We start from the raw sequence: 25262 nt of genomic DNA on the forward strand, positions 1-25262 counted from the left end.
TTAGTTTGCCATCCCCAGGCCAACGATATTGGCGGCGATAATAATCACTACGCAGCCGAGGCTGAGTACGCCTACCGGGCGACGACCAGCGTTGTTCCACTCTTTGAGTATCAGACCGACCAGGCCACCGCACAGCACATAGAAGCTCATATGCAGCATCCAGCTCATGTAGTCGTACTGCGCTGGAATACTGGCGTGTCCCCAGGCGTAGAAGAAGAACTGGAGATACCACATCAGGCCGCCGAGGGCGGAAAGCAGGATATTGCTGATGATGAGCGGTTTTGCCAGCGAGAAGTCGGCTTTTATCGACAGATCTTTCACTTTTGCCAGACGGATAAAGCAGAAGCCGAGGTTAACCAGCGCGCCGCCGCCCATGATCACCACATAGCTTGGCAGCGCGGTGTAAAGCGGGTCGACGCCGAGCGCGGCGGCGGCTTCATGCATCGGCTTGGCGGCGTTCATGGCAAACGACATACCGGCCGAGAAGATGCCGCACATCACCGCCAGGACCAGCCCCTTTTTCAGGTTGAAGTCTTCGGCTTTGATACCCATTTTGCGCTCTTTCAGCTGGCCGGCGCGGGTGACGATACCCACGCCAATGACCGCCACCAGCACGCCGAGCAGCGTCATCTGACCGCCTTTAGTGTTAATGAGAACATCAAACTGACCGTTAAGAATCGGGGTCATAAGCGTGCCGACAATCAGCGTGATACCAATGGCGATGCCGATCCCCATCGACATGCCGAGGTAGCGCATCGTCAGGCCGTAGTTGATATTACCGATACCCCACATGGCGCCGAACAGGAAAACGGGCAGCAGAGTGGAGGCGTTAAAAGAACCGTAATAGGCCCAGAAATCGGGCAGCAGCATGGCGCTGATGGCCCAGGGGAGGATCAGCCAGGAGACAATACCGCCGATAGACCACATGGTTTCCCAGGACCAATGTTTAACTTTCTTGAACGGGGCATAGAAACAGGCTGCACTGGCCGCACCTATCAAATGCCAAAAAATACCCATCGTAATCGCGTGATTCATTGATTTTATCCTCATCTATTTTTTATCGGATAAATCTTCTTCCGACCCGATGAGTGTAAAAATCGGTCAGTTTTTCCGCCTTTAAGCTGTTGCCACCGGAAGCCTGAACCTGGCAACCAAAAACTTAATTAGTTGTTCTGTATCACAAAATGACATCTATCACCCCTTGTTATAACCTTATTAAAAATACGGCATTGATAAGCGTTTTCAATATCATTTAATTAACTATAATGAACCAACTGCTTACGCGGCATTAACACTTTCCGCCGCTCGACAATAATGGAGATGATTATGAGTTACACACTGCCTGCCCTGCCGTACGCTTATGACGCCCTGGAACCGCATTTTGACAAGCAGACGATGGAAATCCATCACACTAAACACCACCAGACCTACGTGAACAACGCCAACGCTGCGCTGGAAAGCCTGCCTGAATTCGCGAGCCTGTCCGCAGAAGAGCTGATTACCAAACTGGATCAGCTGCCAGCAGACAAAAAAACCGTTCTGCGTAACAACGCCGGCGGCCACGCTAACCACAGCCTGTTCTGGAAAGGCCTGAAAACCGGTACCACTCTGCAGGGCGACCTGAAAGCGGCTATCGAACGCGATTTCGGTTCCGTTGACAACTTCAAAGCGGAATTTGAAAAAGCGGCGGCGACCCGTTTCGGCTCCGGCTGGGCGTGGCTGGTGCTGAAAGGCGACAAGCTGGCGGTGGTTTCTACCGCTAACCAGGACTCCCCGCTGATGGGTGAAGCTATCTCCGGCGCTTCCGGCTTCCCGATTATCGGCCTGGACGTGTGGGAACACGCTTACTACCTGAAATTCCAGAACCGTCGCCCGGACTACATCAAAGCGTTCTGGGACGTGGTGAACTGGGACGAAGCCGCAGCGCGTTTTGCCGCCAAAAAATAAGGTTGCATTGTGCTGAGCGAGAAGCGAGTCTGATGACTCGCTTTTTTTATATCCGCAGCAAAGGAGCAGCGATGCACTATCCGGTGAATGTCTTTGTGGGCAAGGTAAGGGATTACGACGGCAGCCGTCCAAGCGCCATCGGGAAAGTCCAGGTCGATGGTGAACTGACCCTCGGCGATTTGGGGCTGGAGGGCGATGAGCAGGCCGAGAAGAAAATTCACGGCGGACCGGACCGCGCGCTGTGCCACTATCCCCGAGAACACTACGCCCATTGGGCGCTTGAACTGCCGCAGCAGGCGGATCTTTTCTGCGCCCCGGCGTTTGGCGAGAATCTCTCGACCGAAGGGCTGACGGAAAAAAACGTCTACATCGGCGATATCTTCCGCTGGGGAGAGGCGCTGATCCAAGTGACGCAGCCGCGCTCTCCGTGCTTCAAGCTCAACTATCATTTTGCCGTCAGCGATATGGCCCAGCTTATGCAGAACAGCGGCAAAACCGGCTGGCTGTATCGGGTGGTGGCGGGCGGGCAGGTCTCCAGCGATGCGCCGCTGGCGCTGGTATCCCGGCTTAGCGACGTCAGCGTTCACGAAGCGGGGGCTATCGCCTGGCAGATGCCGTTTGATGATGACCAGTACCGCCGTTTACTTTCCGCGGCGGGGCTGTCGGTAAGCTGGAGCAGAACGATGCAGAAGCGGCGTTTAAGCGGGCAGATCGAGAATAATTCGCGGAGATTGTGGGGAAAGTAGCGCTTCCGTGCGCGTTTTCGTATGGCGGCGCGTTGCGCCTTATCCGGGCTACCCGTTTCGAATCCGGCCTGGCGAAGCGCAGGCCGGGGGATCAGGTGCGCTTGTACAGCGGCAGCCAGAGGGTTAAACGCAGACCGCCCAGCGGGCTGTCGTCGGCTTTTACCCAACCGCGGTGCTGTTGAATCGCCGCTTCGACAATCGCCAGACCCAGGCCGGTACCGCCAGACTCGCGATCGCGCGCCTCATCGGTACGGTAGAACGGACGGAAAATCTGCTCGCGATCCTCAGGACTCACGCCCGGCCCGTCATCATCGACGTTAACCGTAATCCCGTCTTTATCCACCGAGAAGCTCACTGAAATTTTGGTATGCGAGTAGCGCAGCGCGTTGCGCACGATATTCTCCAGCGCGCTTTCCAGCGCATTGGGGTTACCGTACAGCGGCCAGGGCCCCGGCGGATACTCGACGGTGAACGATTTCCCCATCTGTTCGGCTTCAAAGGCGGCGTTATCCAGCACCTCGCCCCACAGCTGGTTGGCTTTCACCGTTTCGCTGACCAGCGCGGTTTTGGCCTGATTGCGCGACATCACCAGCAGGTCGTTGATCATGCTATCGAGCCGATGCGCTTCCATCTCAATACGCTCCAGCTCTTTACTTTCCCCGCTGCGGCGGCGCAGAAGGGCGGTGCCTAACTGCAGGCGGGTCAGCGGCGTGCGCAGCTCGTGGGAGATATCGGACAGCAGACGATGCTGGCTGGACATCATGCGCTCCAGCGCGGTCACCATCTGGTTAAAACTGGTCCCGGCGGCTAAAAATTCCTGCGGACCGGCTTCCAGCTCCGGATGCTGACGCAGGTTGCCCTGGGCGACTTCATCGGCGGCATTTTTCAGCTTACGCGCCGGTTTCGCCAGGCTCCACGCCAGCCACAGCAGCAGCGGGGCGCTGACTAACATGGTGACGATCAGCAGCAGTAACGGCCGGTCGAACAGCAGATTGATGAAGTCAGATTGCGACGTGTTGGCAGGGCGAATCAGATAGAGCTGGTAGTTATCTTCTCCATCCCTGACGGAAAAAGGCCCGACCATTTCCAGACGACCATAGCGCTTTTTCTGCGGATGGTCGGCGTTATCCGCCTGGCCGATAAAGTTGCGGATAATCTGCATTTCGTTGCGTTCGGCACCGATAACGCGACCTTCGCTGGTAACCAGCAGCAAACGCTGGCCCGGCGGAGCCCACTTATCGATGGCGCGAAACAGACGACGCCACCACATCAGGTCGTTTGGCGGATCGTTCGCCAGTTCGGCCTCGACGTGTTGTTCAATCATGATGCCCTGACGTTGCTCGCTCTCCAGCAGCTCGGTCATCTGGCGCGAGTCCAGCTTGGGCAGCATCAGAACCAGCATCAACACCAGCGCCAGCGTGAGCCAGAAAATAGCGAAGATGCGTGCGGTTAAACTTCCAATCATGAAGCCGATACCATCAGATAGCCGCGTCCGCGCAGGGTTTTAAACCACGGGTGGCCGTCTTTGCGCTCCGGCAGCTTGCGCCGCAGGTTGGAGATGTGCATATCGATCGCGCGGTCGAATGGCGTCAGGCGTTTACCTAATACTTCCTGGCTCAGGTGCTCGCGCGAAACCACCTGGCCAAGATGCTGCGCCAGGAGATAGAGCAGGGTGAACTCGGTGCCGGTCAGCTCCAGGGTCAGACCATCGAAGCTGGCTTCCTGGCGACCGGGGTTAAGGCTCAGCGCATCCACTTCCAGCGTCGGTGAACCGGCTTCGGTTGTCTGCTGCTGCTCGCTCCAGTGCGACCGGCGCAGAATCGCGCGTATACGCGCCACCAGTTCGCGATCGTTGAACGGCTTAGGCAAATAATCGTCCGCGCCCAGCTCGAGGCCGAGAACGCGATCCAGCTCGCTCCCGCGGGCCGTTAGCATGATAACCGGGGTCTGGTGCGTCTGACGCAACTCTTTGAGCGTGTCGATACCGTTTTTCTTCGGCATCATTACATCAAGCAAAAGTAAATCGATGCTGTCGTCCAGAAGGGCCAGCGCCTGTTCCCCATCATGGGCCACGAGCACATTAAAACCTTCCATATCGAGCAGCTCTTTTAACAGGGAGGTGAGCTCCCGGTCATCATCTACTAACAGGATTTTATTCATTGTTTAAATACCTCCGAGGCAGAAATTACGTCATCAAGGCTCGCTAATCCATGACTTTACGTTGTTTTACACCCCCTGACGCATGTTTGCAGCCTGCATCGTAAACTCTCTCTCGTTGAATCGCGACACAAACGTTTTGGGAGTATGTGATGCGCAATGTTATCGCTGCCGTCATGGCCTCAACGCTGGCGCTAAGTGCATATAGCCAAGCCGCTGAAGTCGTCACCAGCGTTAACTGGCTTCCCGGAGACGAAAGTGTCCAGCGCAGCAGCCAGAGCCATATGTTTGACGGCATAAGTTTAACTGAACAGCAACGGCAACAGTTACGAGATCTTATGCAGCGGGCACGCCACGACAGGCCACCCGTTAATGTTAGCGAAATGGAGACAATGCATCGCCTTGTCACCGCAGAAAATTTTGATGAAAACGCTGTGCGCGCTCAGGCAGATAAGATGGCGCAGGAACAGGTTGCCCGCCAGGTCGAAATGGCAAAAGTTCGCAACCAGATGTATCACCTGCTAACGCCAGAGCAGCAAGCGGTTTTAAACGCTAAGCACCAGCAACGAATGGATCAGTTGCGTGAGGTTGCACGGATGCAAAAAGGCTCAGCGATGATGCTTTCGAGTAGTAGCAATACCCTGCAACCCCAGTAACAACCCTGTTTTCCTTGCCATAGACACCATCCCTGTCTTCCCCCACATGATGTGGGGGTTTTTTTTGCCCTTTATTCAGCGCCCTCCTGGCTCCCCGTCGCGGTAAAAGATCGGGTTATACTAAGCGCATCGCGAAGTAAGGAGCGTTTATGAGTCAATCCTATGGGCAACTGGTGAGCCGCGCGGCGATTGCGGCGACGGTGATGGCCTCTGCGTTACTTTTGATCAAGATTTTTGCATGGTGGTATACCGGATCTGTGAGTATTCTGGCGGCGCTGGTTGATTCACTGGTGGATATCGCCGCCTCGTTAACCAACCTGTTGGTGGTGCGTTATTCGCTGCAGCCTGCCGATGAAGAACATACCTTTGGCCACGGTAAGGCGGAATCGCTGGCGGCGCTGGCGCAAAGCATGTTTATCTCCGGCTCGGCGCTGTTTCTGTTCTTGACCGGTATTCAGCATCTTGTTCGTCCTGAGCCGATGAATGCGGCAGGGGTAGGGATGGTGGTGACGCTGGTTGCGCTGGTCAGTACGCTGCTGCTGGTCACGTTCCAGCGCTGGGTGGTGAGAAAAACCCAAAGTCAGGCGGTACGGGCGGATATGCTTCATTATCAGTCTGATGTTATGATGAACGGCGCAATTCTGGTGGCGCTGGCCCTCTCCTGGTACGGCTGGCACCGGGCCGATGCGCTGTTTGCATTAGGTATCGGCGTCTATATTTTATATAGCGCGCTGCGTATGGCCTATGACGCCGTTCAGTCGTTATTAGACCGCGCGCTGCCTGATGAGGAACGCCAGGACATTATCAATATCGTGACCGCATGGCCAGGCGTCAGCGGGGCGCACGATCTACGAACGCGGCAGTCAGGGCCGACTCGCTTTATTCAGATTCATTTGGAAATGGAAGACAACCTCCCGCTGGTTCAGGCACACGTGATTGCCGACCAGGTGGAGCAGGCGCTGTTGCTCCGTTTTCCTGGGTCCGATGTCATTATCCACCAGGACCCCTGCTCTGTGGTGCCGTTAGGGCGGCAGGGTGTTTTATGATCTTTAGGTTATAGTCTGTAAACTCGATGTAAAAGTGTGGGGCGGATCGGCATTTTTTGTATAAATTACCGCCATTTGGTCTGACCTGAATCAATTCAGCCAGAAGCGTTTGATATACTATTGCAATTATCGTTGTGCACTCCTGGTGAGGGGCGCTTCAGGCAACAGGATTATTTTTTGCTTCCTAAGTTCAGAGGTAGTCATGATTAAGAAAATCGGTGTGTTGACAAGTGGCGGTGATGCCCCGGGCATGAACGCAGCAATTCGTGGCGTTGTGCGTGCGGCATTAACGGAAGGTCTGGAAGTTTTTGGAATCTATGACGGTTACCTCGGCCTGTATGAAGATCGTATGGTTCAGCTCGACCGCTACAGCGTTTCCGACATGATCAACCGCGGCGGCACCTTCCTGGGGTCGGCGCGTTTTCCAGAATTTCGTGAAGAACATATTCGCGCCGTCGCCATTGAAAATATGAGAAAGCGCGGCCTGGATGCGCTGGTGGTTATTGGTGGTGACGGTTCCTATATGGGTGCCGTGCGTCTGACTGAGATGGGCTTCCCCTGCATCGGCCTGCCGGGCACGATCGACAACGATATCAAAGGCACCGACTATACCATCGGCTTCTTTACCGCATTGAGCACCGTGGTAGAGGCTATTGACCGCCTGCGTGACACCTCTTCCTCCCACCAGCGTATTTCCGTTGTGGAAGTGATGGGCCGTTACTGCGGCGACCTGACCCTGGCGGCAGCTATCTCCGGCGGCTGTGAGTTCATCATGGTGCCTGAGGTTGAATACACTCGCGACGACCTGGTCTCAGAAATTAAGGCGGGTATCGCCAAAGGTAAAAAGCACGCGATTGTGGCGATCACCGAGCATATGTGCGACGTCGACGAGCTGGCTCACTACATCGAGAAAGAGACCGGCCGTGAAACTCGCGCAACCGTACTGGGCCACATTCAGCGCGGCGGCTCCCCGGTTCCTTATGACCGTATTCTGGCTTCCCGCATGGGCGCGTACGCGATTGACCTGCTGCTGCAGGGCTTCGGCGGCCGCTGCGTCGGTATTCAGAACGAGAAGCTGGTGCACCACGACATTATCGACGCTATCGAAAACATGAAGCGTCCGTTCAAAAGCGACTGGCTGGATTGCGCTAAGAAGCTGTACTAAGCCTCCGGCGGAAACAAAAAGGCCTTCTCAGAGAGAAGGCCTTTTTTTATGTGCGGGACGCTACTCGATATCCAGGGCATCCTCGGAAAGGATAATCCCGGTATTATCGGCGTAGAGATGGTCGCCGGAAAAGAAGGTGACGCCGCCGAAGTTGACGCGCACGTCGCTTTCGCCGATTCCTTCACCTGCGGCTCCGACGGGGATGGCGGCCAGCGCCTGGATACCGATATCCAGCTCTTCCAGATCGTCAACCTGACGCACCGCGCCATAGACGACCAGCCCTTCCCACTCGTTTTGTACGGCCAGACGCGCCAGGTCAGCGTCAATCAATGCGCGTCGAACGGAACCACCGCCGTCAACCAACAGGACATGACCACGGCCGTTCTGTTCGAGCATATCGTAGAGCAACCCGTTATCCTCGAAACATTTTACCGTGATGATTTGTCCACCAAACGACGAGCGCCCCCCAAAGTTGGAGAACAGAGGTTCCACGACGTTGACATCCTCCTGGTAGATGTCACAAAGCTCGGAAGTATCGTATTTCATAGGCTTAACGTTCAGTTGCTGCGAGAATTTTCAGTATATCGCGTGAATCATGCTGTTGGCAAAATCATCAATTGTTAATTGATATTTGTCAGTTAAGCCGCAAGCCTGCTGAAAATAATTCCGATAACAAACAGCAGGTTGGTCAGCAGCGCCCCTTTAACCGTTCTTTCGAGCATTGGACGCATGGCGACGGGGTCGCGCTCGCGCATCACATAACGCGCCTGCTTAACCAGCAGCGGCGTCGCCAGCAGGAACAGCCAGCCCCACGGATTATGCAGCGAGATCAGGTTAAACAGCGCCAGGCACAGCAGCGCGCCAAACAGCAGGCAGGCGTGATAGCGGCGAGCGTTAACCGGCCCCAGGCGCACGGCGAGGGTGTTTTTACCGTTTTCGCGATCGCTGTCGATATCGCGCAGGTTGTTAATATTCAGCACCGCCGTCGCCAGCAGGCCGCAGGCGGTGGCGGGTAAGAAAATGACCGCCTCAACGCTGTGCGCCTGCAGGTACCAGCTCCCGACGACGCTAAGCCAGCCGAAGAACACCAGCACGGAGATATCGCCAAGACCGATGTAGCCGTAAGGGCGAGTGCCGACGGTATAGGTAATGGCGGCCACGATCGCGAGCCCGCCGAGGACCATAAAACCGATAAAATCGGCCATGGTTTGCCAGGACAGGAACAGCAGCGCCAGGCCGGAGAGACAAATCAGCGCCACGGTGAGAATCAACGCGCGTTTCATCTGCGCCTGGGTAATGGCGCCTTTCTGCATACCGCGCAGCGGGCCGATACGGTCAGGTTTATCGCTGCCTTTTATCGCGTCGCCATAATCGTTGGCCAGATTGGAGAGGATTTGTAATAAACCGGCGGTAATGATGGCCAGCAGCGCAACCCAGGGATCGAAACTGCCCTGATGCCAGGCAAGCGCGGAGCCGACAATGATGGCGGCAAAGGCCAGAGGTAACGTTTTTGGGCGCAGGCTTTCCAGCCAGGCCTGGGTGCGAGTGATTGCGTGTTCGGTCATAAGTCCCGGCCAATAAAAAATGGGGCTCTACCCTTCATACTTCAAGCTGCAGATACGTAGGCTACGCTGATTCACCCCAGTCATGTACTTATGCACACTCCTGGGGATGAATTCCCTTGCCGCATGATTCGGCCTTCGGGACCAGCGCAAGCGCTGTTCAAACGGTTAACCGTTTTGTCCTGCAACTCAAATTAGTAGGGTATCTATAGCCCCATCTAGTGTGATGAAAATATATTGAACCGGATTATAAGATAAAACGGCTCAGATCTTCATCTGCCACCAGAACATCCAGATGCTTACCGACATATTCCGCATCGATGGTGACGGTTTGGCCGTTCATTTCGCTGGCGTCGTAGGAGATGTCTTCGATCAGACGCTCCAGCACGGTATGCAGACGACGGGCACCAATGTTCTCGGTGGTTTCGTTGACCTGCCATGCGGCCTGAGCGATACGCTTGATACCCTCTTCCGTGAATTCGATATTGACGCCTTCGGTCGCCATCAGCGCTTTATACTGCACGGTGATGGACGCGTTCGGCTCGGTCAAAATACGCTCGAAGTCGTGGGTGGTCAGCGCTTTCAGCTCAACGCGAATCGGCAGACGGCCCTGCAGTTCCGGGATTAAGTCAGACGGGCTGGCGACCTGGAACGCGCCGGAGGCGATAAACAGAATGTGATCGGTTTTCACCATGCCGTGCTTGGTGGAGACGGTGCAGCCTTCAACCAGCGGCAGCAGGTCGCGCTGTACGCCTTCACGGGATACGTCAGGGCCGGAGGAGTTGCCGCCGCGCTTACAGATTTTGTCGATTTCGTCGATAAACACGATACCGTGCTGCTCAACGGCGTCGATGGCATCCTGCTTCAGCTCTTCCGGGTTGACCAGCTTCGCCGCCTCTTCTTCAATCAGCAGCTTCATCGCGTCTTTAATTTTCAGCTTACGCGGTTTTTGCTTCTGGCCGCCCAGATTCTGGAACATGGACTGCAGCTGGCTGGTCATCTCTTCCATGCCCGGAGGGGACATGATTTCAACGCCCATCGGCGCAGCCGCGAGATCGATCTCAATCTCTTTATCATCGAGCTGACCTTCGCGCAGTTTTTTACGGAAAGACTGGCGCGCGGCGGAGGGTTCCTGAGGCTGTTCAGCCTGGCCCCAGTTGTTTTTCGCCGGCGGGATCAGCACGTCAAGGATGCGCTCTTCCGCCAGCTCTTCCGCACGATAGCGGTTTTTGTCGATGGACTGCATGCGCACCATTTTGATCGCCGCATCGGTCAGATCGCGGATGATGGAGTCCACTTCCTTACCAACATAGCCGACTTCAGTGAATTTCGTCGCTTCGACCTTGATGAACGGCGCATTGGCGAGCTTTGCCAGACGGCGGGCGATTTCCGTTTTACCGACGCCGGTCGGGCCGATCATCAGAATGTTTTTTGGCGTGACTTCGTGACGCAGCTCTTCGTTGAGCTGCATACGACGCCAGCGATTACGCAGAGCGATGGCGACGGAGCGCTTGGCTGCGTCCTGGCCGATAATGTGTTTGTCCAGTTCGCTGACAATTTCGCGTGGGGTCATTTCAGACATGGGAGATCCTTACGCTTTGGAGGTCAATTCTTCGATGGTATGGAAGTGGTTGGTATAAATGCAGATATCACCTGCAATACTCAACGCTTTCTCTGTGATATCGCGTGCGCCCATATCGGTATTTTCCAGCAGGGCGCGAGCCGCGGCCTGGGCGTAGGGACCGCCGGAGCCGATAGCAATCAAATCGTTTTCTGGCTGCACCACGTCGCCGTTACCGGTGATGATGAGCGAGGCGTTTTCGTCAGCCACCGCCAGCAGCGCTTCGAGCTTGCGCAGCATCCGGTCGGTACGCCAGTCTTTCGCCAGCTCAACGGCGGCCTTTACCAGGTGGCCCTGATGCATTTCCAGCTTACGTTCAAACAGTTCGAACAGCGTGAAGGCGTCAGCGGTGCCGCCCGCAAAGCCGGCAATCACTTTGTCGTTATACAGGCGGCGCACTTTTTTCACGTTGCCTTTCATTACGGTGTTGCCCAGCGTGGCCTGGCCATCACCGGCAATAACGACATGGCCGTTACGGCGAACACTTACAATTGTAGTCACGAGCAGACCCCTTGGTTGCAAAAGCGGAATAGGGGCCCCGCGGTTTACGCGGGGCAGAATGCAATTATAGATGGGGGGGATTTTGAGGGTTTCAACCCCTGGCGGCGAGACGAATGCAGTTTGCGTGTCCGGCCATTTTCAGCCGTTCAATCATATTGCTGGCGTTTTCTTTGCCTTTCAGCGGCCCAATCACCACGCGATTCCAGCCGTTATTGGTGGTGATGTGCGAGGCGAAGCCTTCAAACGCCAGCTGCGCGCGCACGGTTTCCGCCTGCTCAGCGCCTTTAAAGGAGCCGCACTGGATCATCCAGCTGCGATCGTCTTTTTTCTCCGTCGCGGCGGTTTTCGGCGCTTCTTCTACGCGGGTTACCGGCGCGGCGGCCTGGGCTTTAGGCTGCGCGGTACTGGTATGCGCTGGCGTTTGCAGCAGGTCCTGGTACGGCTGCTGATTAGACGCCGTCTGCCTCGGCTGCTGTTGTACCGGCTTCGGCTGCTCGACGACCCGCGGCTGGGTTCGCGGTTGCTGTACCTGCGTCTGCTGCTGGGCCTGCGCGAGCTGTTGTTGCTGTACCTGCTGCTGAGCTAAACGCTGACGCTGCAAGGTTTGCTGGCGCTGCGCCGGGGTTTGTTCATTCCACGGCACTTCGGTCAGCTGCGTTGGCTGCTGACGCATATCGGCCTGCATCTGCGCCAGCAGCTGGCGCTGCTCGTCCGTCAGCTGCTCCGGCTTCATGACTTCGCCGCCCGCCGTGGGTTCCGTAGGCGCGCGTACCCCGGGCTGACGGCTTTCCAGCTCTTTAATATAGCGCCAACGCTCTTCCGGCTTCGGCGGCAGGCCGTTGCCCGCGGCCTGGCGGTTCTGCAGCGCTTCAGCTTCTTCTTTCTTATGGTGAGTGATGAAGTACAGTCCACCGATAAAGGCCACCAGCACTGCCGCGGCGATGGCCACCATAGTCGGTGAAACCGCCGAAAGGCCGCCTTGTTTGTTCCTTGAGCTTCGCGTATTGCTCTTTTTGCGCCGCGAAGAAGCCGGTTGGCTGCGGCGTACATAATCTCGTTGTGCCACTATCGTTTCGCTGTCTTATTCGTTTTTCAGCCCGCCATGTTACTTAAGCGGCGGGGCTTTGACCAGAAGAGCAGGCCCGAAAGCCTGGTGGTTATGTTCGGATTTTGCGTGTACTGCCGCGAACGATAAGCTCGCAGTCAAGTAATCGTGAACCGCTGCTGACGTTATGACCGTGCAGTTGGTCCAGCAAAAGCAGCATCGCTTCGCGGCCAATATCAAAACGTGGTTGCGCGACGGTCGTCAATGGCGGATCGCAAAATTCAGACAAAGAGATGTTATCAAAACCAATAATAGACAGATCTTCAGGAACTTTCAGGCCGCGACGCTTCGCCAGCGATAATGCGCCCAGCGCCATAATATCGCTATGGCAGAAAATAGCCGTCGGCGGTACCGGCAGCGCCAGCAGCTGTTCCAGCGCGCTGGCGCCGGCTTCATAGGTAAAGTTGCCGCGGGCGATATAGTGCGGATCGACGGTTATCCCGCTGCGACGCAGCGCCTGGACATAGCCCTGCAGGCGGTAATGGCACAGCGGCATCTCTTCCGGGCCGGCGATACAGCCGATACGGCGGTGCCCCAGCTCGTGCAGATAGTTCACGGCGTTAAACGCGGCGGTGAGGTTATCGATATGGACCGTCGGCAGCTCCAGCTCGGGAGCGAATTCATTGGCCATCACCATCGGCGGCAGATTGCGCTGCTCTTCCACGCCCGCATCGAAGGGTAATCGGGAGCCCAGCAGCAGCATGCCATCGATCTGCTTGGTAATGATCAGGTCGATAAAGGTCTTTTCCTGACGGTTCTGGTGGGCGCAATCGCCGATCAGCACCAGGTACTCTTGCTCCGCGGCGGTGACTTCAATACCGCGAATGATCTCGCTGAAGAAGGGGTCGCAGATATCCGGCACAATCACCAGGATGGTGCGCGACTCGTTGCGCTTCATATTGCGCCCGAGCGATTGCGGTAAATAGCCGACTTCAAGCGCGGCCTGCTCAACCCGGTTACGGGTGCTCTGCGAAACCTTATCGGGGTTCATTAACGCTCGGGATACGGTTGCCGTGGAAACGTTTGCCTTTTGGGCAACGTCTTTCATAGTGGCGGCAACGACCTGTTTTTTGGGCTTCACCTGATTTCTCCTCGCTGACTGGCGCAGACACATCCCTGGCGTTCTGACATCAGCAACATTTTTAACAGATAGTACATCCAGAGAGTTACAGAATTTTCATGAAAAACGTGATGACGGTTGAATTTTTCGATCCGCCTCGCAAGAGAAGCCTTAACCTTCAATAGGATCGACGTCCAGAACCCATTTCACTTTTCGCGCTTCCGGCAGCGTGTTAATCAACGCCAGCGTTCCGCTGACGATATGCTGCAGCTGAACGCGCGACGGATGCTGGAGGAGAATTTGCCAGCGCCAGCGGCCGCCGCGCTTTGGCGCCAGCGCCGGAACCGGCCCGAGCACCCACAGTTTCTTATCGGCCAGCGGGCTGGCCTGCAGCAGATTGCGCAGCTGCTGTAAAAAAAGCGGCGCCTGCTGGTTGTTATGATCTTCGGCGCGAATCAGCACGTGGCTGGTCCACGGCGGCAGCTGCATGCTCTGCCGTTCCGCCAGCGCCTCCCCGGCAAACGCGTCGTATCCTTTATAAAGCAGCGTTTGCAGTAGCGGGTGCTCCGGGTGGTGGGTCTGCAGGATCACCTCGCCTTGTTTGCCCGCCCGGCCTGCGCGGCCTGAAACCTGGGTGTAGAGCTGAGCGAAGCGTTCCGCCGAGCGGAAATCGGCGGAAAACAGCGCGCCATCGACGTCCAGCAGGGAAACCAGGGTGACATCCGGGAAGTGGTGCCCCTTCGCCAGCATTTGGGTGCCGATAAGAATGCGCGCGCCGCCGCGATTGACGTCGGCAAGATATTGTTCAAGCGCGCCTTTGCGGCTGGTGGTATCGCGGTCAATTCGGGAAATCGGGATATCGGGAAACAGCGGTCCCAGGGCCTGCTCAAGCTGTTCGGTCCCCAAACCGACCGGTACCAGATGCGTCGAACCGCAGGAGGGGCACTGGCGCGGAATCGGGCGCTGGCTGTCGCAGTGGTGGCAGCGCAGATGATGCTGGGCCTGGTGCAGCGTGTAGTAGCTGTCGCAGCGCGGACACTCCGCTATCCAGCCGCAGTCGTGACACAGCAGCGCCGGCGCGAAGCCGCGACGGTTCAGAAACAAGATCACCTGGTTATCGGCCTGCAGATGCTGGCGCATACGGCCAATCAGCGCCGGAGACAGTCCGGCCTGCAGCTGCTGGCCTTTTAAATCCAGGACGTGCTGCTGAGCCGGACGCGCGTTGCCCGCTCGTTTGGTCAGCTTCAGCTGGCGATACTTGCCCTGGCGGACGTTATAGAGCGTCTCCAGCGCCGGGGTCGCCGAGCCGAGGATAATCGGGATTTGCTCGCTATGGGCGCGCCAGACCGCCAGATCGCGAGCGTGATAGCGCCAGCCCTCCTGCTGTTTGTAAGAGCTGTCGTGCTCTTCGTCGATAACGATCACACCGAGGTCTTTAAACGGGGTAAACAGCGACGAGCGGGTACCGATCACAATCGCCGCTTCGCCGTTTTTGGCTTTTAGCCACGCGGAGAGGCGTTCGCTGTCGTTCAGCCCGGAGTGCAGCACTTCCACCGGGGCGTTAAAACGGTGGCGGAAACGCGCGATAGTCTGCGGCGTCAGGCCGATTTCCGGCACCATCACCAGCGCCTGGCGACCCTGCGCCAGCACGTTTTCAAGGACGCTCAGATACACTTCCGTTTTGCCCGAGCCGGTGATCCCGGCCAGCAGCCAGGCGGAAAAGCTGTCCGAGGCGCTGTGGATCGCGCCCACGGCGGTGGCCTGTTCGGTGTTAAGACGCAGGCGCTCGCCGGGTACCGAGAAGCCTGCGCGCCAGTCGGTGATGGCCGGCGCTTCGCTGGCCAGTTCCGCCAGGCCTTTACCCCTCAGCGCCTGCAGGGCGGCGTCGTTAAATTCCAGTTCGGCGACCTGATGGCGCCAGATCTTCCCCTGACGCAGCGCCGCCAGCGCCTGCTGCTGTTTCGGTGAGCGCTTAAGGCTATTGATATCAACCGCTTGCCCCTGTTCGGTGGCAAACCAGTACCACATTGGCGCCGCGCTGGCGGGTTTCCCCTGGCGCAGCATGATCGGTAGCGCGTGAAACAGCACATCGCCGATGGGATGATGGTAGTAGTCCGCCGCCCACAGCAGCAGCCGCCAGACCGAAGAGGAGAAGACCGGCTCGGCGTCGAGGACTTCAGCCACCGGCTTGAGTTCGTCGAGCGGCAGTTCGCTGCGCTCACTGACCGCCGTTACGATACCTATCCGCTCCTGTTTGCCGAACGGGACGCGCACGCGACAGCCCGCTTTGACCGGCATGCCGTCAGGCAGCAAATAGTCAAAAGTGCGGGGCAGCGGAACGGGCAGGGCAACGTGAGCGACGGGCATTTAATCTTCCTGACTTGAAATCTGGCGGCTTAGTATACACATTGTGATAAGGGCTCGCGGATCAGTTTGCATATGCTGGTCAAATTCTGTATGATTCGCCGCCTTTGATGCGCTTTGTGCGGCATCAAAATCTATTACCCGGCAATTTCGCTTTGCGCAATCGCACCGGGAAATTATTAACATCGCGTGGTGTCTGGCGTTAGGGCTGGAAGAGCGACGCGGCCTTAACTGAGGTTCTCCCATGAAAAAAGATATTCATCCGAAATACGAAGAAGTTACTGCTTCCTGCTCTTGCGGTAACGTCATGAAAATCCGTTCTACCGTAGGTCACGACCTGAACCTCGACGTGTGCGGTAAATGCCACCCGTTCTACACTGGCAAACAGCGTGATGTTGCTACCGGTGGTCGTGTTGACCGCTTCAACAAGCGCTTCAGCGTACCGGGTACCAGCAAGTAATTTGCTGAAGAAGCCGCCTCAGGGCGGCTTTTTTGTCTCTCGCGCGCAACCGCGCAAAAAAAGCAGAAGATTTCTTCTGCTTTTTTTATGGTTTTAGTATTCCCACGTATCCGGGTCGATGCCCAGCTCGCGCATAATCTCTTTCGCCGCTTCCGGGATTTCATCGCTGCGCTCTTTACGCAGGTCTTCATCGTTAGGCAACGGTTGACCGGTAAAGGCATGCAGGAACGCTTCGCACAGCAGTTCGCTGTTGGTCGCGTGACGCAGGTTATTCACCTGACGACGCGTGCGTTCATCGGTGAGGATTTTTAACACCTTCAGAGGAATGGAAACCGTAATTTTCTTTACTTGCTCACTCTTCTTACCGTGCTCAGCGTATGGGCTGATATATTCGCCGCTCCATTCAGCCATGAGTTACCTTTAATCCTCTATTCATTAGTTAAGGGCCTGAACGCGAGTCCTGGCCATAATTACGCGTAGTTTACCGTAGAGGGGCGCGTCTGACACCAAACAAGCCGCTACGGATGTGCGCTAATGCATATAATTTTAACGGCTATTTCCAGTTTGCTCAATCTATACGCAAAGAAGTTTAGATGTCCAGATGTATTGACGTCTATTATAACAATGATTACTCTGGTGCCTGACTTTTCACCGACTCAGCCCAGGAACTCCCCAACATGACGCGTAAACAGGCCACCATCGCAGTGCGTAGCGGTTTAAATGACGACGAGCAGTACGGTTGCGTTGTCCCGCCCATTCATCTCTCCAGCACCTATAACTTCACCGGATTTAACGAACCTCGCGCCCACGACTACTCTCGTCGCGGTAACCCGACCCGTGATGTGGTGCAGCGTGCGCTGGCGGAGCTGGAGGGCGGCGCGGGGGCGGTTCTGACCAACACCGGCATGTCGGCCATTTTGCTGGTCACCACCGTATTCCTGAAGCCGGGCGATCTGCTGGTGGCGCCGCACGACTGCTACGGCGGCAGCTACCGCCTGTTTGATAGCCTGGCGAAGCGCGGCTGCTATCGCGTGCTGTTTGTCGATCAAAACGACGAACAGGCGCTGAGCGCCGCGCTGGCGGAAAAACCGAAGCTGGTTCTGGTCGAAAGCCCAAGTAATCCATTGCTGAGAGTTGTGGATATTGCGAAAATCTGCGGTCTGGCGCGTGAGGCCGGAGCGGTCAGCGTGGTGGATAACACCTTCCTGAGCCCGGCTTTGCAGAATCCGCTGGCGCTGGGGGCCGATCTGGTGTTGCATTCATGCACCAAATATCTGAACGGCCACTCTGATGTGGTGGCCGGGGTGGTTATCGCCAAAGATCCGGCGACCGTCACCGAACTGGCATGGTGGGCGAATAATATCGGCGTCACCGGCGGAGCGTTTGATAGCTATTTGCTGCTGCGCGGCTTACGTACACTCTCTCCGCGTATGGAAGTGGCTCAGCGCAACGCGCTGGCGATTGTCGACTATCTGAAAACCCAGCCGCTGGTGAAAAAACTGTACCATCCGTCCCTGCCGGAAAACCAGGGGCATGAGATTGCGGCGCGTCAGCAAAAAGGTTTTGGGGCGATGTTAAGCTTCGAGCTGGATGGCGATGAGCAGACGCTGCGTCGTTTCCTGAGCGGGCTATCGCTGTTTACGCTGGCGGAATCGCTGGGCGGCGTGGAAAGTCTGATTTCCCACGCCGCGACGATGACCCATGCGGGCATGGCGCCTGAAGCGCGTGCGGCCGCCGGGATCTCAGAAACGCTTCTGCGGATTTCGACCGGTATTGAAGATGGTGAAGATTTAATTGCCGACCTGGAAAATGGCTTCCGGGCAGCAAACGAGGAATAAACATGAGTGTGATTGCGCAGGCAGGGGCGAAGGGTCGTCAGCTGCACAAATTTGGTGGGAGTAGTTTAGCGGATGCGAAATGTTACCTGCGCGTCGCGGGTATCATGACGGAGTATTCGCAGGCGGGCGATATGATGGTCGTCTCTGCCGCCGGCAGTACCACCAACCAGTTGATCAGCTGGCTGAAGCTCAGCCAGACCGATCGCCTCTCTGCGCATCAGGTGCAACAATCGCTCCGTCGTTATCAGATGGATCTCATTTCTGGACTGCTGTCGCCAGACGCTGCCGATACGCTGATCGCCACGTTTATTCAGGATCTTGAGCGTCTTGCCGGGCTGCTGGATGGCGGCGTCACTGACGCGGTATATGCCGAAGTCGTCGGTCACGGCGAAGTCTGGTCGGCCCGCCTGATGGCGGCGGTGCTGAACCATCTCGGCGTAGAGGCCGCCTGGCTGGATGCGCGTAGCTTCTTACGCGCCGAGCGCTCCCCGCAGCCGCAGGTGGATGAAGGCCTCTCCTATCCGCTTTTGCAGCAGCTGATGGCGCAGCACCCGAACAAACGCCTGGTGGTGACCGGCTTTATCTCGCGTAACAACGCCGGGGAAACCGTTCTGCTGGGGCGTAATGGTTCTGATTATTCCGCCACCCAAATCGGCGCGCTGGCCGGGGCGTCTCGCGTCACTATCTGGAGCGACGTAGCCGGGGTTTACAGCGCGGATCCGCGGAAAGTGAAAGACGCCTGCCTGCTGCCGCTGCTGCGCCTGGATGAAGCCAGCGAGCTGGCCCGCCTGGCGGCGCCGGTGCTGCATGCCCGTACGCTGCAGCCGGTCTCCGGCAGCGATATCGATTTACAATTACGCTGTAGCTACACCCCGGATCAGGGCTCTACGCGCATCGAACGCGTGCTGGCTTCCGGTACCGGGGCGCGCATCGTCACCAGCCATGACGATGTTTGCCTGATTGAGTTCCAGGTGCCCGGCGGTCAGGATTTCAAACTGGCGCATAAAGAGCTGGACGCCATTTTAAAACGCGCCCAGCTGCGGCCGCTGGCGGTTGGCGTACACGCCGACCGTAAGCTGCTGCAGTTCTGCTACACCTCTGAAGTGGCCGACAGCGCGCTGAAGCTGCTGGACGAAGCGGGGCTGCCGGGCGAGCTGCGTCTGCGTCAGAAGCTGGCGCTGGTGGCGATGGTTGGCGCTGGCGTGACCCGTAATCCGCTGCACTGCCACCGTTTCTGGCAGCAGCTGAAAGGCCAGCCGGTAGAGTTTACCTGGCAATCAGAAGAGGGCATCAGCCTGGTCGCGGTGCTGCGCGCCGGGCCGACGGAAAGCCTTATTCAGGGGCTGCATCAGTCGTTGTTCCGCGCGGAAAAACGCATTGGCCTGGTGCTGTTTGGCAAAGGCAATATCGGCTCCCGCTGGCTGGAGTTGTTCGCTCGCGAGCAGACGACGCTCTCCGCTCGTACCGGTTTTGAATTTATTCTTGCCGGGGTCGTGGATAGCCGCCGCAGCCTGCTCAATTATGAAGGCCTCGACGCCAGTCGTGCGCTGGCGTTCTTTAATGATGAAGCGATTGAACAGGATGAAGAGTCGCTGTTCCTGTGGATGCGCGCGCATCCGTACGATGATCTTGTGGTGCTGGACGTGACCGCCAGCGCGCAGCTGGCCGACCAGTACCTGGATTTCGCCAGCCACGGCTTCCACGTTATCAGCGCGAATAAGCTGGCTGGCGCCAGTAGCAGCAGTAAGTATCGCCAGATCCACGACGCGTTCGAGAAGACCGGGCGCCACTGGCTGTACAACGCCACCGTCGGCGCCGGTTTACCGGTCAACCACACGGTGCGCGATTTGATTGATAGCGGCGATACCATTCTGGCGCTGAGCGGTATTTTCTCCGGCACCCTCTCATGGCTGTTCCTGCAGTTTGATGGTACCGTGCCGTTTACTGACCTGGTCGATCAGGCCTGGCAACAAGGACTGACGGAGCCGGACCCGCGCGTCGATCTCTCCGGGAAAGACGTTATGCGTAAGCTGGTGATTCTGGCGCGTGAGGCGGGTTACGACATCGAACCGGATCAGGTGCGCGTGGAGTCCCTGGTGCCTGCCCACTGCGAAGAGGGCTCTGTTGATCACTTCTTCGAGAACGGTGAAGCGCTGAACGACCAGATGCTGCAGCGTCTGGAAGCGGCGCGCGAGATGGGCCTGGTGCTGCGCTACGTCGCGCGTTTTGACGCCAATGGTAAAGCCCGCGTCGGCGTGGAAGCGGTGCGCGAAGAGCACCCGCTGGCGGCGCTGCTGCCGTGTGATAACGTCTTTGCCATTGAGAGCCGCTGGTATCGCGATAATCCGCTGGTGATCCGCGGTCCGGGCGCCGGTCGCGATGTGACCGCCGGGGCGATTCAGTCGGATATCAACCGCCTGGCGCAGCTGCTGTAGCCATAAATACAAGACCAGGCGACGCCTGGTCTTTTCGCTCTAGTGCGCCGCGAAAACGTCTTTGGCGGCAAACAGACCGTTCAGAGCCGCCGGGAATCCGGCATAGACCGCCATCTGCATGATAACTTCCGTAATCTCTTCCTGCGTCAGCCCGACATTTAACCCGGCGGCAATATGCACTTTTAGCTGCGGCGCGGCGTTGCCGAGCGCCGTGAGCGCGGCGATGGTGGCTATTTCACGACTGCGTAAATCGAGTCCCGGCCTGGCGTAAATATCGCCGAAGGGGAACTCAATCAGATAGCGGGCGAAATCGGGGGCGATATCTTTCAGGCTGTTGACGACGGCATCGCCGCCTTTGCCGTCCACGCGCTGTAGCATTTCTTGTCCGGTAGTATAACGTTCGCTGCTCATAGCCTATTCCTCGGTGTGATTATGCGTTACGAGGAAGGTTAGGGAAGTTTAGCGGACTTGAGTAATACCCTTTTCGTGATACCTTTTAAGCATGACAAATTCACGCTTACATACCCTCGATATTCGCCTGCTGCGTTACTTTGCCGTGGTGGCGGAGGAAAATAACATCAGCCGGGCCGCAGAGCGGCTCTTTATCTCGCAGCCGCCGCTGAGCCGTCACATTCGTCATCTGGAAACGCTGCTGGGAGTGACGCTCTTTTTACGCCATACCAAAGGCCTGATCCTTACCGATGAGGGAAGACGGGTGCTGGACATCATTCGGCCGCTGCTGGCGCTTCAGGAGCACACCCTGGCGGCGCTGAGCCAGCTCTCGGCGCCTGCGCAGCAGCTTCTGCGACTGGGGCTGACGACGGCCTTTGAACAGGGCGTTTTCGCCGCCGCGGAATCCGCTCTGGGGGAACAGACCGGCGCTTTGCATATCACTCGTCAGTCATCACCGGCGCTGACCCGGCTGGTGCGAAAGGGCAAGCTGGATGCGGCGCTGGTGGCGCTGCCGCTGAATACCGAGGGGCTTCACCTGCATCCTTTGTCTTACCAGGAGCCGCTCATCGCTGCGTTACCCGCATCCTGGCCGGAGGCCGCCACGGCGGACCTGGCGTTAAGCGCGCTCAATCATCGGCCGCTGTTCTGGTTTAGACGCGAGCGTAATCCCGATTTTTTTGACTATACGCGACGTATTTTTGATCGGGCAGGCTATTCGCCCGCTTACGTGGAGGAGCCCGCCGAGCATGATGTTCTGCTGGCGCGCATTGCGCGCGGAGAAGGCATGATCCTCCTGCCGGCATCATTTTCCGCTATCCAGCGTCAGGGGGTGGTTTTTTGTTCTCTGCGTGATGCCAGCCAGCAGCTTCCGCTTAGGCTGGGCGTGGTCACAATGCCCGCAAATGAGGGGTTACGGGAAAGGGTGATAGCAGTCCTTGAAAAATCATTACTTTAGCGAATGCGACTTGAATTAATTTCATCTTGTCTGAATATTCCTCACTGTTTACGCTGATTTTTCTATTGACGCCGGTGCTCTTTTCCGTCATTTTTACATCTGGACGTCTAAACGTATAGAAGTTCGCGACACAACAAACAATAAAATGCGATTGATGAGGTAAGGTATGAGCTTTTTTCACGCCAATCAGCGGGAAGCCCTGAATCAGAGCCTGGCGGAAGTACAGGGCCAGATTAACGTCTCTTTTGAATTCTTTCCGCCGCGCACCAGTGAAATGGAGCAAACCCTCTGGAAATCCATCGATCGCCTGAGCAGCCTGAAGCCGAAGTTTGTCTCCGTGACCTACGGCGCCAACTCCGGTGAACGTGATCGCACCCATAGCATTATCAAAGGCATTAAAGATCGTACTGGTCTGGAAGCCGCACCGCATCTGACCTGTATCGATGCCAGCCGTGATGAGCTGCGTACCATTGCCAAAGATTACTGGGATAGCGGGATTCGCCATATCGTTGCGCTGCGTGGCGACCTGCCGCCGGGGAGCGGTAAGCCGGATATGTATGCGGTCGACCTGGTCACGCTGCTGAAAGAGGTTGGGGACTTTGATATTTCCGTCGCGGCTTATCCGGAAGTCCATCCTGAAGCTAAAAGCGCGCAGGCTGACCTGCTTAATCTGAAGCGCAAGGTCGACGCTGGCGCCAATCGCGCGATTACCCAGTTTTTCTTTGATGTGGAAAGCTACCTGCGTTTCCGCGACCGCTGCGTCTCCGCAGGTATCGACGTCGAAATTATTCCAGGTATTTTGCCGGTCTCTAATTTTAAGCAGGCGAAAAAATTCGCCGATATGACCAACGTGCGTATCCCGACGTGGATGGCGAAAATGTTTGAAGGTCTGGATAATGACGCCGAAACCCGCCAGTTGGTAGGGGCGAATATCGCCATGGATATGGTGAAGATTCTAAGCCGCGAAGGGGTGAAGGATTTCCACTTCTATACCCTGAACCGCGCGGAAATGAGCTACGCGATTTGCCACACGCTGGGCGTGCGCCCGGCGTAAGCAGGCTTCCTTCTATTCTCTCTTTTCTTTGCGGCGTCGAAGCATATTATTCGGCGCCGCGTGTTCTGGTTATTCCTTAAAAGCATCCTGCTGAAACACTTGTACGATCGATAAAACCAGGCGCCTGAGCAATCAGAGGTGTCTATCAGCCAGCAGCAGCGGTACGTTTTGCGTCTTCATCAGAGAAAGGGTATCAGGGGGCAGGCCGGTCTGGCTGATAACGAGGTCAAAGTCGGCCAGACGACCATGGCCCGCAAGGAACGTTTGACCAAATTTACTTCTGTCCGCCAGCAGGATTTTTTGCCGCCCGGCGCGCATCAGCGCTTGCTTGACGTGGGCGTCGGTCATTTTTGGTACCGTTAACTCACCGAGTTCGTTGACGCCTTGAGTACTGAGGAAAACCTTGTCGGCGTGGATATGACGAAAGAAGTCGGCGGTGCTGAAAGAGATCATCCCCTGGCTGTCATCTTCATATTCGCCAGGCGCCACGATCAATTTTATATTTTTTCTTCCTTTCAGTAGATTAACTACCGGAACGGAGTTGGTTATCACCATGATTTTTTTATCGAAAATAAACTGGGCGAGCGCCAGTGGCGTGGTGCCACAGTCGATAATGATCGTGTCGCCGTCCTCAACCTGCCCGGCGGCTTTCTGGCCAATCAGGTGCTTATCATCGACCATTTGTATCGATTTTAGCTGAAAGCTGGGCTCGACGCTGGCGCCGCTGGTTAAATAGGCTCCGCCGTAGGTTGTTTTTACAATGCCTTGTTTTTCAAAGAAAGAGAGGTCGCGACGGATGGTCATTTTGGTGACGCCGAACTTGTCGGCGAGTTCATTAACGACGACTTTTTTGTCCAGTTGCAGAATGGCGTAAATGCTCATTCTTCGATCTGATGACTGCATATCTACGATTCACCCAAAGGAAAATCGCACTATAAAACACATCGTTTTGGCTGGCAATGGGGCGTGAAAGGAACATAAAAGAACACGTCCGTCAAAAGACGGACGTGTCTGGAGGGGTTATTCCCACTCTTGCAGGAAGCGCTGGCCGTACTGGTCGGCCACCAGAAGCGCCGCATAGACCTGATCCGGCGTCGCGCCGCCGGGCATATTGTGGATGGTTTCACCTTCCGCGCAGGCGGCTTCCGCCACGGTACGCATTTTGCCCGGGATATCGGCTTTAATATCCAGCTGCGCCAGGGTGATCGGCAGCCCGACGCTATGGCACAGCGCTGCCACCGTTTCAATCTCTTCCACCGGCGCGTTTTCCAGAACCAGCTGCGTGAGCGTGCCGAAGGCGACTTTTTCACCATGGTAGTAATGATGGGCATCCGGAATCGCGGTCAGGCCGTTGTGGATAGCGTGCGCAGCCGCCAGGCCGCCGCTTTCAAACCCAACGCCGCTCAGGTAGGTGTTGGCTTCAATCACCCGTTCCAGCGCCGGCGTCACAACGTGCTGCTCTGCCGCCAGCATCGCTTTTTCACCCTCTTCAATCAGCGTGTTGTAGCACAGTTCAGCCAGCGCCAGCGCCGCCTGGGTGCATTTACCGCCCGCCATGGTGGTCGCGCCGCTGCGGGAGCAGGCACGCGCTTCAAACCAGGTCGCCAGCGCATCGCCGATACCGGCTGCCAGCAGGCGTGCCGGGGCCCCAGCAACGATTTGCGTGTCAACAATCACCATGTTCGGGTTGCGCGGCAGCATCAGATAGCTATCAAACTCGCCATCATCGGAATAGATGACCGAGAGTGCGCTGCACGGCGCATCGGTAGAGGCAATCGTCGGCGCAATAACCACCGGAAGATTCATAAAATGTGCTAATGCTTTTGCGGTATCCAGCGTCTTGCCGCCGCCGATACCGAGCACGGCTGTGCATTGGGCAGAATCGGCGATACCACGCAAGCGATTGATTTCATTGTGTGAGCATTCACCGCCAAATGGAGCGATTTCGCCGACCAGCCCAGCATCCGCCAGGCTTTTACGCAGTTTTTCTTCGGCAAAACCGAGGACAAATTTATCGCCAACGATGAGCCAGCGTTCAGCCAGCGGTTTGAGGTAGCCGCCAAGGCGAGTCATTGCGTCCGCGCCCTGAATATACTTACCGGGTGATTGAATAATGCGATCCATTTCTATTCCTCCT

General features: G+C 56.8%; 24 protein-coding genes. 10 read left to right on the forward strand and 14 right to left on the reverse strand.

The genetic code is table 11. From position 1 onward, the window contains the following. Positions 1–1035 carry an L-rhamnose/proton symporter RhaT gene (rhaT, locus tag KOSB73_RS01785; RefSeq protein ID WP_049130100.1) on the reverse strand — a complete coding sequence of 345 codons (1035 nt, stop codon included), beginning with the start codon at positions 1033–1035 and terminating at the stop codon, positions 1–3. Between the two features lie 291 nt (positions 1036–1326). On the opposite strand from rhaT, the gene sodA reads away from it, so the two are divergent. Then, positions 1327–1947, forward strand: a complete 621-nt coding sequence (gene sodA, locus KOSB73_RS01790; protein WP_004127220.1) for a superoxide dismutase [Mn] — start codon at positions 1327–1329, stop codon at positions 1945–1947. Between the two features lie 71 nt (positions 1948–2018). Continuing rightward, positions 2019–2693: a 6-hydroxyaminopurine reductase gene (gene yiiM, locus KOSB73_RS01795; RefSeq protein WP_024360578.1), complete on the forward strand. Its 675-nt coding sequence runs from the start codon at positions 2019–2021 to the stop codon at positions 2691–2693. A 91-nt stretch (positions 2694–2784) separates the two neighbouring features. Here yiiM and cpxA read toward each other — a convergent pair whose 3' ends face one another. Then, complete coding sequence (gene cpxA / locus KOSB73_RS01800) at positions 2785–4158, reverse strand: envelope stress sensor histidine kinase CpxA (RefSeq protein WP_004107505.1); 1374 nt, start codon at positions 4156–4158, stop codon at positions 2785–2787. Next, positions 4155–4853, reverse strand: a complete 699-nt coding sequence (cpxR, locus tag KOSB73_RS01805; protein ID WP_004127228.1) for an envelope stress response regulator transcription factor CpxR — start codon at positions 4851–4853, stop codon at positions 4155–4157. The genes cpxA and cpxR overlap by 4 nt, the downstream gene beginning before the upstream one ends. A gap of 149 nt (positions 4854–5002) precedes the next feature. Here cpxR and cpxP point away from each other — a divergent pair, with 149 nt between their 5' ends. The 3 genes from cpxP (at position 5003) to pfkA (ending at position 7717) form a co-directional block, all read left to right on the forward strand. After that, positions 5003–5506, forward strand: coding sequence for a cell-envelope stress modulator CpxP (gene cpxP / locus KOSB73_RS01810; RefSeq protein ID WP_004870604.1), 504 nt, complete (start codon positions 5003–5005; stop codon positions 5504–5506). Positions 5507–5655: 149 nt separating this feature from the next. After that, positions 5656–6552: a CDF family cation-efflux transporter FieF gene (gene fieF / locus KOSB73_RS01815; protein WP_004870602.1), complete on the forward strand. Its 897-nt coding sequence runs from the start codon at positions 5656–5658 to the stop codon at positions 6550–6552. Positions 6553–6754: 202 nt separating this feature from the next. After that, entirely contained in the window at positions 6755–7717 is a 963-nt protein-coding gene (gene pfkA, locus KOSB73_RS01820) for a 6-phosphofructokinase (protein ID WP_004127238.1), read from the forward strand. A 60-nt stretch (positions 7718–7777) separates the two neighbouring features. On the opposite strand, the gene rraA is transcribed toward pfkA, so the two are convergent. The 7 genes from rraA to priA all read right to left on the reverse strand — a co-directional run bounded on the left by rraA (position 7778) and on the right by priA (position 15933). After that, positions 7778–8263 carry a ribonuclease E activity regulator RraA gene (rraA, locus tag KOSB73_RS01825; protein ID WP_004127241.1) on the reverse strand — a complete coding sequence of 162 codons (486 nt, stop codon included), beginning with the start codon at positions 8261–8263 and terminating at the stop codon, positions 7778–7780. Positions 8264–8355: 92 nt separating this feature from the next. Then, positions 8356–9282, reverse strand: coding sequence for a 1,4-dihydroxy-2-naphthoate polyprenyltransferase (gene menA, locus KOSB73_RS01830; protein WP_024360577.1), 927 nt, complete (start codon positions 9280–9282; stop codon positions 8356–8358). Between the two features lie 244 nt (positions 9283–9526). After that, entirely contained in the window at positions 9527–10861 is a 1335-nt protein-coding gene (hslU, locus tag KOSB73_RS01835) for an HslU--HslV peptidase ATPase subunit (protein ID WP_024360576.1), read from the reverse strand. Positions 10862–10870: 9 nt separating this feature from the next. Further along, positions 10871–11401, reverse strand: a complete 531-nt coding sequence (gene hslV / locus KOSB73_RS01840; RefSeq protein ID WP_098140195.1) for an ATP-dependent protease subunit HslV — start codon at positions 11399–11401, stop codon at positions 10871–10873. Positions 11402–11492: 91 nt separating this feature from the next. Continuing rightward, positions 11493–12467 carry a cell division protein FtsN gene (ftsN, locus tag KOSB73_RS01845; protein ID WP_071830616.1) on the reverse strand — a complete coding sequence of 325 codons (975 nt, stop codon included), beginning with the start codon at positions 12465–12467 and terminating at the stop codon, positions 11493–11495. Positions 12468–12558: 91 nt separating this feature from the next. Beyond that, on the reverse strand, positions 12559–13587 hold the full coding sequence (gene cytR, locus KOSB73_RS01850; protein ID WP_004127258.1) for a DNA-binding transcriptional regulator CytR: 1029 nt from the start codon (positions 13585–13587) through the stop codon (positions 12559–12561). A 150-nt stretch (positions 13588–13737) separates the two neighbouring features. Next, complete coding sequence (gene priA / locus KOSB73_RS01855; protein ID WP_024360575.1) at positions 13738–15933, reverse strand: primosomal protein N'; 2196 nt, start codon at positions 15931–15933, stop codon at positions 13738–13740. Positions 15934–16174: 241 nt separating this feature from the next. Between priA and rpmE the strand changes: the two genes are divergently transcribed. Beyond that, the gene (gene rpmE, locus KOSB73_RS01860) at positions 16175–16390 is read left to right on the forward strand and encodes a 50S ribosomal protein L31 (protein WP_004107543.1); all 216 of its coding nucleotides are present in this window, start codon (positions 16175–16177) and stop codon (positions 16388–16390) included. Between the two features lie 93 nt (positions 16391–16483). Here rpmE and metJ read toward each other — a convergent pair whose 3' ends face one another. Then, a complete protein-coding gene (gene metJ, locus KOSB73_RS01865; protein ID WP_004107547.1) occupies positions 16484–16801 on the reverse strand; it encodes a met regulon transcriptional regulator MetJ in 318 nt (105 codons plus the stop codon). 266 nt (positions 16802–17067) lie between these two features. On the opposite strand from metJ, the gene metB reads away from it, so the two are divergent. Next, positions 17068–18228, forward strand: a complete 1161-nt coding sequence (metB, locus tag KOSB73_RS01870) for a cystathionine gamma-synthase (protein ID WP_004127265.1) — start codon at positions 17068–17070, stop codon at positions 18226–18228. Positions 18229–18230: 2 nt separating this feature from the next. Continuing rightward, on the forward strand, positions 18231–20663 hold the full coding sequence (locus KOSB73_RS01875) for a bifunctional aspartate kinase/homoserine dehydrogenase II (protein WP_004870585.1): 2433 nt from the start codon (positions 18231–18233) through the stop codon (positions 20661–20663). Between the two features lie 39 nt (positions 20664–20702). Here the strand turns inward: KOSB73_RS01875 and KOSB73_RS01880 are convergent, their stop codons facing one another. Next, positions 20703–21074, reverse strand: coding sequence for a carboxymuconolactone decarboxylase family protein (locus KOSB73_RS01880; RefSeq protein WP_004870583.1), 372 nt, complete (start codon positions 21072–21074; stop codon positions 20703–20705). Positions 21075–21165: 91 nt separating this feature from the next. Here KOSB73_RS01880 and KOSB73_RS01885 point away from each other — a divergent pair, with 91 nt between their 5' ends. Together KOSB73_RS01885 and metF are read left to right on the forward strand one after the other, a co-directional pair. Beyond that, positions 21166–22071 (forward strand): LysR family transcriptional regulator, encoded by a 906-nt coding sequence (locus tag KOSB73_RS01885; protein WP_098140196.1) that lies wholly within the window; start codon positions 21166–21168, stop codon positions 22069–22071. Positions 22072–22237: 166 nt separating this feature from the next. Next, positions 22238–23125 (forward strand): methylenetetrahydrofolate reductase, encoded by an 888-nt coding sequence (gene metF, locus KOSB73_RS01890; RefSeq protein ID WP_004870579.1) that lies wholly within the window; start codon positions 22238–22240, stop codon positions 23123–23125. A 132-nt stretch (positions 23126–23257) separates the two neighbouring features. On the opposite strand, the gene KOSB73_RS01895 is transcribed toward metF, so the two are convergent. Continuing rightward, the gene (locus KOSB73_RS01895) at positions 23258–24007 is read right to left on the reverse strand and encodes a DeoR/GlpR family DNA-binding transcription regulator (RefSeq protein WP_004870577.1); all 750 of its coding nucleotides are present in this window, start codon (positions 24005–24007) and stop codon (positions 23258–23260) included. 138 nt (positions 24008–24145) lie between these two features. After that, positions 24146–25249, reverse strand: coding sequence for a bifunctional L-1,2-propanediol dehydrogenase/glycerol dehydrogenase (gene gldA / locus KOSB73_RS01900; RefSeq protein ID WP_024360572.1), 1104 nt, complete (start codon positions 25247–25249; stop codon positions 24146–24148). Positions 25250–25262 lie beyond the last annotated feature (13 nt).

This window comes from Klebsiella grimontii, assembly GCF_900200035.1.
Classification (GTDB): domain Bacteria; phylum Pseudomonadota; class Gammaproteobacteria; order Enterobacterales; family Enterobacteriaceae; genus Klebsiella; species Klebsiella grimontii.

Coding starts and splice junctions, on each gene's coding strand:
- menA (WP_024360577.1), bottom strand. CDS start 9,282: ATGACCGAACACGCAATCACTCGCACCCAGGCCTGGCTGGAAAGCCTG.
- gldA (WP_024360572.1), bottom strand. CDS start 25,249: ATGGATCGCATTATTCAATCACCCGGTAAGTATATTCAGGGCGCGGAC.
- sodA (WP_004127220.1), top strand. CDS start 1,327: ATGAGTTACACACTGCCTGCCCTGCCGTACGCTTATGACGCCCTGGAA.
- cpxR (WP_004127228.1), bottom strand. CDS start 4,853: ATGAATAAAATCCTGTTAGTAGATGATGACCGGGAGCTCACCTCCCTG.
- metF (WP_004870579.1), top strand. CDS start 22,238: ATGAGCTTTTTTCACGCCAATCAGCGGGAAGCCCTGAATCAGAGCCTG.
- priA (WP_024360575.1), bottom strand. CDS start 15,933: ATGCCCGTCGCTCACGTTGCCCTGCCCGTTCCGCTGCCCCGCACTTTT.
- rhaT (WP_049130100.1), bottom strand. CDS start 1,035: ATGAATCACGCGATTACGATGGGTATTTTTTGGCATTTGATAGGTGCG.
- metJ (WP_004107547.1), bottom strand. CDS start 16,801: ATGGCTGAATGGAGCGGCGAATATATCAGCCCATACGCTGAGCACGGT.
- cpxA (WP_004107505.1), bottom strand. CDS start 4,158: ATGATTGGAAGTTTAACCGCACGCATCTTCGCTATTTTCTGGCTCACG.
- KOSB73_RS01880 (WP_004870583.1), bottom strand. CDS start 21,074: ATGAGCAGCGAACGTTATACTACCGGACAAGAAATGCTACAGCGCGTG.
- KOSB73_RS01895 (WP_004870577.1), bottom strand. CDS start 24,007: ATGAGCATTTACGCCATTCTGCAACTGGACAAAAAAGTCGTCGTTAAT.
- cpxP (WP_004870604.1), top strand. CDS start 5,003: ATGCGCAATGTTATCGCTGCCGTCATGGCCTCAACGCTGGCGCTAAGT.
- fieF (WP_004870602.1), top strand. CDS start 5,656: ATGAGTCAATCCTATGGGCAACTGGTGAGCCGCGCGGCGATTGCGGCG.
- rpmE (WP_004107543.1), top strand. CDS start 16,175: ATGAAAAAAGATATTCATCCGAAATACGAAGAAGTTACTGCTTCCTGC.
- yiiM (WP_024360578.1), top strand. CDS start 2,019: ATGCACTATCCGGTGAATGTCTTTGTGGGCAAGGTAAGGGATTACGAC.
- hslU (WP_024360576.1), bottom strand. CDS start 10,861: ATGTCTGAAATGACCCCACGCGAAATTGTCAGCGAACTGGACAAACAC.
- pfkA (WP_004127238.1), top strand. CDS start 6,755: ATGATTAAGAAAATCGGTGTGTTGACAAGTGGCGGTGATGCCCCGGGC.
- KOSB73_RS01875 (WP_004870585.1), top strand. CDS start 18,231: ATGAGTGTGATTGCGCAGGCAGGGGCGAAGGGTCGTCAGCTGCACAAA.
- KOSB73_RS01885 (WP_098140196.1), top strand. CDS start 21,166: ATGACAAATTCACGCTTACATACCCTCGATATTCGCCTGCTGCGTTAC.
- rraA (WP_004127241.1), bottom strand. CDS start 8,263: ATGAAATACGATACTTCCGAGCTTTGTGACATCTACCAGGAGGATGTC.
- metB (WP_004127265.1), top strand. CDS start 17,068: ATGACGCGTAAACAGGCCACCATCGCAGTGCGTAGCGGTTTAAATGAC.